Origin of the sequence: Streptomyces sp. NPDC058375, from assembly GCF_042723425.1 — a bacterium.
Taxonomy (GTDB): Bacteria; Actinomycetota; Actinomycetes; order Streptomycetales; family Streptomycetaceae; genus Streptomyces; species Streptomyces durocortorensis.
The window spans coordinates 1-5,730 of sequence record NZ_JBHXJG010000350.1; the positions used below are offsets into that span (position 1 = coordinate 1).

At 69.4% G+C, this 5,730-nt stretch carries 5 protein-coding genes; 3 read left to right on the forward strand and 2 right to left on the reverse strand.

Features of this window, described 5'->3' with window-relative positions; translation table 11 throughout:
* Positions 1-337 precede the first annotated feature (337 nt).
* Entirely contained in the window at positions 338-808 is a 471-nt protein-coding gene (locus ACFWM7_RS32915) for a DUF4429 domain-containing protein (protein WP_383267802.1), read from the reverse strand.
* A 231-nt stretch (positions 809-1,039) separates the two neighbouring features.
* Positions 1,040-2,233 carry a tyrosine-type recombinase/integrase gene (locus ACFWM7_RS32920; RefSeq protein ID WP_383267805.1) on the reverse strand — a complete coding sequence of 398 codons (1,194 nt, stop codon included), beginning with the start codon at positions 2,231-2,233 and terminating at the stop codon, positions 1,040-1,042.
* Positions 2,234-2,484: 251 nt separating this feature from the next.
* Between ACFWM7_RS32920 and ACFWM7_RS32925 the strand changes: the two genes are divergently transcribed.
* The 3 genes from ACFWM7_RS32925 to ACFWM7_RS32935 form a co-directional block, all read left to right on the forward strand.
* Positions 2,485-2,937, forward strand: a complete 453-nt coding sequence (locus tag ACFWM7_RS32925) for a hypothetical protein (protein WP_383267813.1) — start codon at positions 2,485-2,487, stop codon at positions 2,935-2,937.
* A gap of 82 nt (positions 2,938-3,019) precedes the next feature.
* Positions 3,020-3,886 carry a diaminopimelate epimerase gene (dapF, locus tag ACFWM7_RS32930; RefSeq protein ID WP_383267807.1) on the forward strand — a complete coding sequence of 289 codons (867 nt, stop codon included), beginning with the start codon at positions 3,020-3,022 and terminating at the stop codon, positions 3,884-3,886.
* Between the two features lie 213 nt (positions 3,887-4,099).
* A partial coding sequence (locus ACFWM7_RS32935; protein WP_383267810.1) for a RelA/SpoT family protein occupies positions 4,100-5,730 on the forward strand: 1,631 nt, incomplete at its 3' end.

Consider the following 5,730-nt stretch of genomic DNA (forward strand, 5'->3'; position numbering starts at 1 on the left):
TGGAACAACTCCCACAACTCGTCCGGCACCAACCGCTCAACGATCCCCACCATGACTCACAGAATACCGAGTCACCCAAATGAGATGACCTCTTAAGGGCGATCGCCGCCATGCCACGTGGTTACCGTGTCAATGGACTGTCACGGGATCTGGGGGCAGGCTCGCCGAAGTTCTTCGTCTGCGGTCTCCTCCGGCTCTCGGTTGGTCCTCGTGGCGGTGTCTGTGTCGGTGGCGGCTTGGTGGTCGCCAGTGGGCCTTCCCTGGTGGGTCATGGGGGCGCCACCGGGCCATGCGAAAGCCCGGCCGCAATCGGATGCGGCCGGGCTGATGCGGGGCGTTACGGGCCGAGCAGGCGCGCTTTCTGCTGCTCGAACTCGGCAGGGGAGAGGATCCCCTGGTCTCGCAGGTTGGCCAGCTTGGCCAGCTCGTCGGCGAGCGACGCGGACGGGGCAGGGCCGGTCTGCTGGGCCCCGTGTTGGGCAGCGATTGCGGCGTCGAGCTCGGCGCGGAGTTTTTGGAACTCGGGCATCTGCTTCTTGGTGAAGATGACGCTGTTCTCGTCCTTGGCGGCGTTCGACGTCTGCGAGCCGAGCTTGCCGCGGAGTTCGTTTCCGCCGGGGACGGTGAACTGGATGAAGCCGTTCACGAGCGGGCCTGCTGGCTTCCACTGGATCGCTGAGATCTGGCTGATGTGGAGCCGCTTCTCGCCTTTACCGAGGGTAGCGCGGGCGAGGAATCCCTTGCGGGAGATGGTGACGTACTGGCCGTCGAACGTGATCTGTCCGCCTTGGCCGCTGACTTCGGTCATGTGTGCCCCTTGCCGCTGTGTGGGGGCATCGTGGCATGCGGGATAGGGGTGTGTGTGGGAAATGCGAAGGCCCGCTGTTTCGGGGCGATCTGCTTATTATGCGCTTACTGATCTGCGGCTCGTGCTGTGGCGTGATCAGGCAGTTGGGCCACTACGAGGCCCGTACCTCTGTTGTTCCCTGTTTTCGAGGAGCGGCTCGGGCTGTGAACTGGCGTTGTATCGACCGGGATGTCAGGCCGCGGTGGCTACCTCGGGCGGTTCTGTCGTCGTGCTGTTGAAGTTGAGGCCGTTGTTGAGGAGTGTGGCGGCTTTGGAGACGGAGCCGGGGAGGAGGTGGCGGTAGGTGCGGAAGGTGATGTTGATGTCGGAGTGGCCCATCCAGTCGGCGACGTCGGTGATGGGGATTCCTTGTCCGAGGGCGTTGGAGGCGAAGTAGTGGCGGAAGCTGTACATGGTCATCCCTCCGGGGACGAGGTCCGGCTTCTGCTGCTGGAGGTTGGTCCACCACCTTCGGAGGGTGGTGGGGGAGAGGAAGGCGTTTCCGGTGCTGGGGCGCATGGTCTTGAGGAGATAGCCGCCTTGGAAGGTTCCGTGGGTGGCGGCGTAGTGTTCGATGCTTTCGCGGACGAAGGAGGGCAGCGGCACTTCGCGGAACTCGCCGGCTTTCCTGTGCTTGAGGGGCTCCAGGGTGACGGTCCGGTCGTGGACCTGCTGGTGGACCCGGTAAACGTCCTTGGCGACCATGTTGTTCACGTTGACGGCGAGGGCCTCGCCGTTGCGCAGGCCCATGCCGGCCATGAGGTCGACGATGAGGCGGAAGGCGTCGTCGTCGCGGGCCGTGCGCAGCAGACCGACCTGTTCCTTGGTGGGGATCACGGTCGGGCCCGGGCGGTACTCCGGCGGGCTGACATCAAGCAGCGGGTCCAGGCCGATGATTCCGCGCCGGTGCGCGTCCTTGAGTATCCCCTTCACGCGCAGGAAGACCTGCGCCTGGGTCGCGGCGCCGACATCGCCGCGTTCCATGGCGGTGATGAAGCGCTCCACCACGAAGCTGTCGAAGGTGCGCATCTTCCGCGAGCCGATCTCCGGATAGGCGTGGGTGCGCATCCGGGACTCGGTCGCGGCCTTCGTGCTGCCGGTGAGACCGCGCTTGCGGGCGAACCACGCCTTCGCGTAGTCCTCGAAGGTCATCTCGCCGAGGGTCTCCTGCTGTTCGGCGACGCTCCTCGGCGTGGTCTTGCGGGCTGTGTAGAGCTCGGTCAGGCGCTCGATGGCGGCGTCCTGGGTGGAGAAGCCGGACTCCTCGGCCTGCTTGCCGCGGGAGTTGCGGAAGCGGATCGTGTAGAGGTGCGGGCAGCCTGACGGGCGGCGACACGCGCAGGACTTGAAGAAGCTGCCCATGCCCCGCGCAAGCTTGTTCGACATGATTGTTGCGGGCCCTTCGCCGAGTTCGGTCTGACCGCGTAATCGGTCGCTGACCTGGGGTTATTGCTGACCTTCTGCTGACTTGCTGACCAGTAGCAGGCGTCTGACCTGCATTAACCCTCCAGCGGGGCCATAACAGCCTGATCACGTGATGGCATCGGGAAGCTCCGCCCGTCAGTTCGGCGCCCGCGACCGTGCCATCATCGAGCATCGATCCACCAGTGGAGTCCGAGTTGGGAGGGCGCGTGGCGATGGAGGCCGGCCCTCGCGACACGGAGCAGCGCGACACAGAGCACGAGGTGCCGTCACCGCGGGAGACCGCGGGACGGCTGAGCCCCGACGGGCCCGACGAGCAGGACGTGGCCCCCGAGGTCGAGGTCGAGCTGCGGCCCACCCGCAAGCTGCGGATCTGGCAGCTCGCCCCCATCGTCATGCTGGCCGCGGTCGGCTCGCTGATGTTCGCCTTCCCGCTCGCCTTCGAGTTCGGTGACGGCGGCGCGATCGTCGCCATGCTGGGGCTCCTGATCAGCTGCTGCGCGGCCGGCTGGGGCATGATGGCGGCCCGTCGCGTGGGTCACACCTGGCCCGGACTCCCCTCCCGCGGCTCGGGCGACCGCCCCGACTGGCGGGTGATCGCGCTGTACGCCGCGACCGGCATCGCCCTGGTCGCCCTCGCCGTCTGGCGCGTGGCCCGCCTGCGCTGACGGCGACGCGGCGAGGCCGCACGGCTGCCGCACGGCTGGGCCGCTCGTGCGGGCTGTCGGCGCCGCCTCGTACAGTTGGCGTGTGAGCACCTCGCAGATCGCCTTCCTCAAGGGTCACGGCACCGAGAACGACTTCGTGATCGTCCCGGACCCGGACAACGCCCTCACGCTGCCCGCGGCCCTCGTCGCCCGGCTCTGCGACCGCCGGGCCGGCATCGGCGGCGACGGACTGCTGCACGTCGTGCGGTCCGCCGCACACCCCGAGGCGCGCGGCATGGCGGAGACGGCCGAGTGGTTCATGGACTACCGCAACGCGGACGGCTCGATCGCCGAGATGTGCGGCAACGGCGTGCGTGTCTTCGCGCACTACCTCCAGCGCGCCGGCCTCGTCGAGGAGGGCGACCTGACCGTCGCCACCCGGGGCGGCCCCAAGCGCGTGCACCTCGCCAAGAACGGCGACATCACCGTCTCCATGGGACGCGCCCTGCTGCCCGAGGAGAGCGTCACGGTCAGCGTCGGCGGCCGCAGCTGGCCCTCCCGCAACGTCAACATGGGCAACCCGCACGCGGTCGCCTTCGTCGACGACCTGGACCACGCCGGCGACCTGCTCGCCGCCCCGCCCATCAGCCCCGAGGCCGTCTACCCCGAGGGCGTCAACGTCGAATTCGTCGTCGACCGGGGCCCGCGCCACGTCGGCATGCGCGTCCACGAGCGCGGCTCCGGCGAGACCCGCTCCTGCGGCACCGGAGCCTGCGCGGTCGCGGTCGCCACCGCCCGCCGGGACGGCGCCGACCCCGCCGCGACCGGCCTCCCCGTCACATATCGGGTGGATCTCCCCGGCGGCACCCTCGTCATCACCGAGCACCCCGACGGCGCGGTCGAGATGACCGGCCCCGCCGTGATCGTCGCCGAAGGCGTCATCGACCCGGCCTGGCTCGAAACCGCCTGAGCATTGGCTTGACGCTTTCCGTCAGACGGTTCGCCGCCTTCTGAGGCGGGGCGCGCTCGAAACGGTGATCGGTCCGGGCTTCGCTCGAATGGGTGATCCGTTTCACGCTGGGCGAGAGCTGGACTGCGCCACGTGGTGGGCTCGATAGCATCAAGCACCGGCCCCGAGGCGCATCCAGCCCTCGCCCCGCCGGTCGAGTCGCCGGAGGTGCCCATGAGTGCAGAGGCCGCCGATCCTGGCGCTCCCCTTCGCAGGCGGAGCCGCCCCCGGATCGATCTGCGCAGACTGGGCCGGGTGGCGCTGCGCGGGCCGGTCTCCCGGGACCGGCTGCCCGACGCCATCGGCCATGTCGCCGAGGCGCACCGCGCGCACCACCCCGACGCCGACCTGACCATCCTGCACCGGGCCTACGTCCTCGCGGAGTCCTCGCACCGCGGCCAGATGCGCAAGAGCGGCGAGCCGTACATCACGCATCCGCTGGCCGTCACCCTGATCCTCGCCGAACTGGGCGCGGAGACCACCACGCTCACCGCCTCCCTGCTCCACGACACCGTCGAGGACACCGAGGTGACGCTCGATCAGGTGCGGGAGCAATTCGGCGACGAGGTCTGCTATCTCGTCGACGGCGTCACGAAACTGGAGAAGGTCGACTACGGCGCCGCCGCCGAACCGGAGACCTTCCGCAAGATGCTCGTCGCCACCGGCAACGACGTCCGGGTCATGTCGATCAAGCTCGCCGACCGGCTGCACAACATGCGCACCCTCGGCGTGATGCGCCCCGAGAAGCAGGCCCGGATCGCCAAGGTCACCCGGGACGTCCTCATCCCGCTCGCCGAACGGCTCGGCGTACAGGCGCTCAAGACCGAGCTGGAGGACCTGGTCTTCGCGATCCTGCACCCCGAGGAGTACGAGGAGACCCGCGCCCTGATCGCCGCCGCGACGGGCCCGGACGACCCCCTCGAAACCATCGCCGGCAACGTGACGCACACCCTGCGCGACGCGGGCATCAGCGCCGAAGTCCTCATCAGGCCACGCCACTTCGTCTCCGTGCACCGGGTCCGCAGGAAACGCGGCGAACTGCGCGGCACCGACTTCGGCCGGCTGCTCGTCCTCGTCGGCGAGGATGCCGACTGCTACGCCGTCCTCGGTGAGCTGCACACCTGCTTCACTCCGGTGATCTCCGAGTTCAAGGACTTCATCGCCGCCCCCAAGTTCAACCTGTACCAGTCGCTGCACACCGCCGTCGTCGGCCCCGGGGGCGCCGTCGCCGAAGTCCTCATCCGTACGCACCGGATGCACAAGGTCGCCGAGGCGGGCGTCGTCGCGCTGGGCAACCCGTACGCCCAGGACCACGCCTCCGCCCCGCAGACCGAGCCGTCCGACGAGCGCGCCGACCCGACCCGGCCCGGCTGGCTCTCGCGGCTGCTGGACTGGCAGGAGTCCGCCACCGACCCCGACACCTTCTGGACCACCCTGCGCGACGACCTCGCCCAGGACCGCGAGATCACTGTTTTCCGCACCGACGGCGGCACCCTCGGGCTGCCGGCCGGGGCCAGCTGCGTCGACGCCGCCTACGCGCAGTACGGCGACCGGGCCCACACCGCCATCGGGGCCCGGGTCAACGGCCGCCTCGCCACCCTGAGCACCGTCCTCAGCGACGGCGACACCGTGCAGCTGCTGCTCGCCCAGGACACCGCCTCCGGCCCCTCGCCCGACTGGCTCGACCACGTCCGCACCCCCGCCGCCCGGATCGCGATCACCGGCTGGCTCACCGACCACCCCGACGAGGCGAAGCCCGACCCGGAGACCGGGGAGGCGGCCGGGCCCAGCACGCAGGGCGAGCC

Coding starts and splice junctions, on each gene's coding strand:
- ACFWM7_RS32915 (WP_383267802.1), bottom strand. CDS start 808: ATGACCGAAGTCAGCGGCCAAGGCGGACAGATCACGTTCGACGGCCAG.
- ACFWM7_RS32920 (WP_383267805.1), bottom strand. CDS start 2,233: ATGTCGAACAAGCTTGCGCGGGGCATGGGCAGCTTCTTCAAGTCCTGC.
- ACFWM7_RS32925 (WP_383267813.1), top strand. CDS start 2,485: ATGGAGGCCGGCCCTCGCGACACGGAGCAGCGCGACACAGAGCACGAG.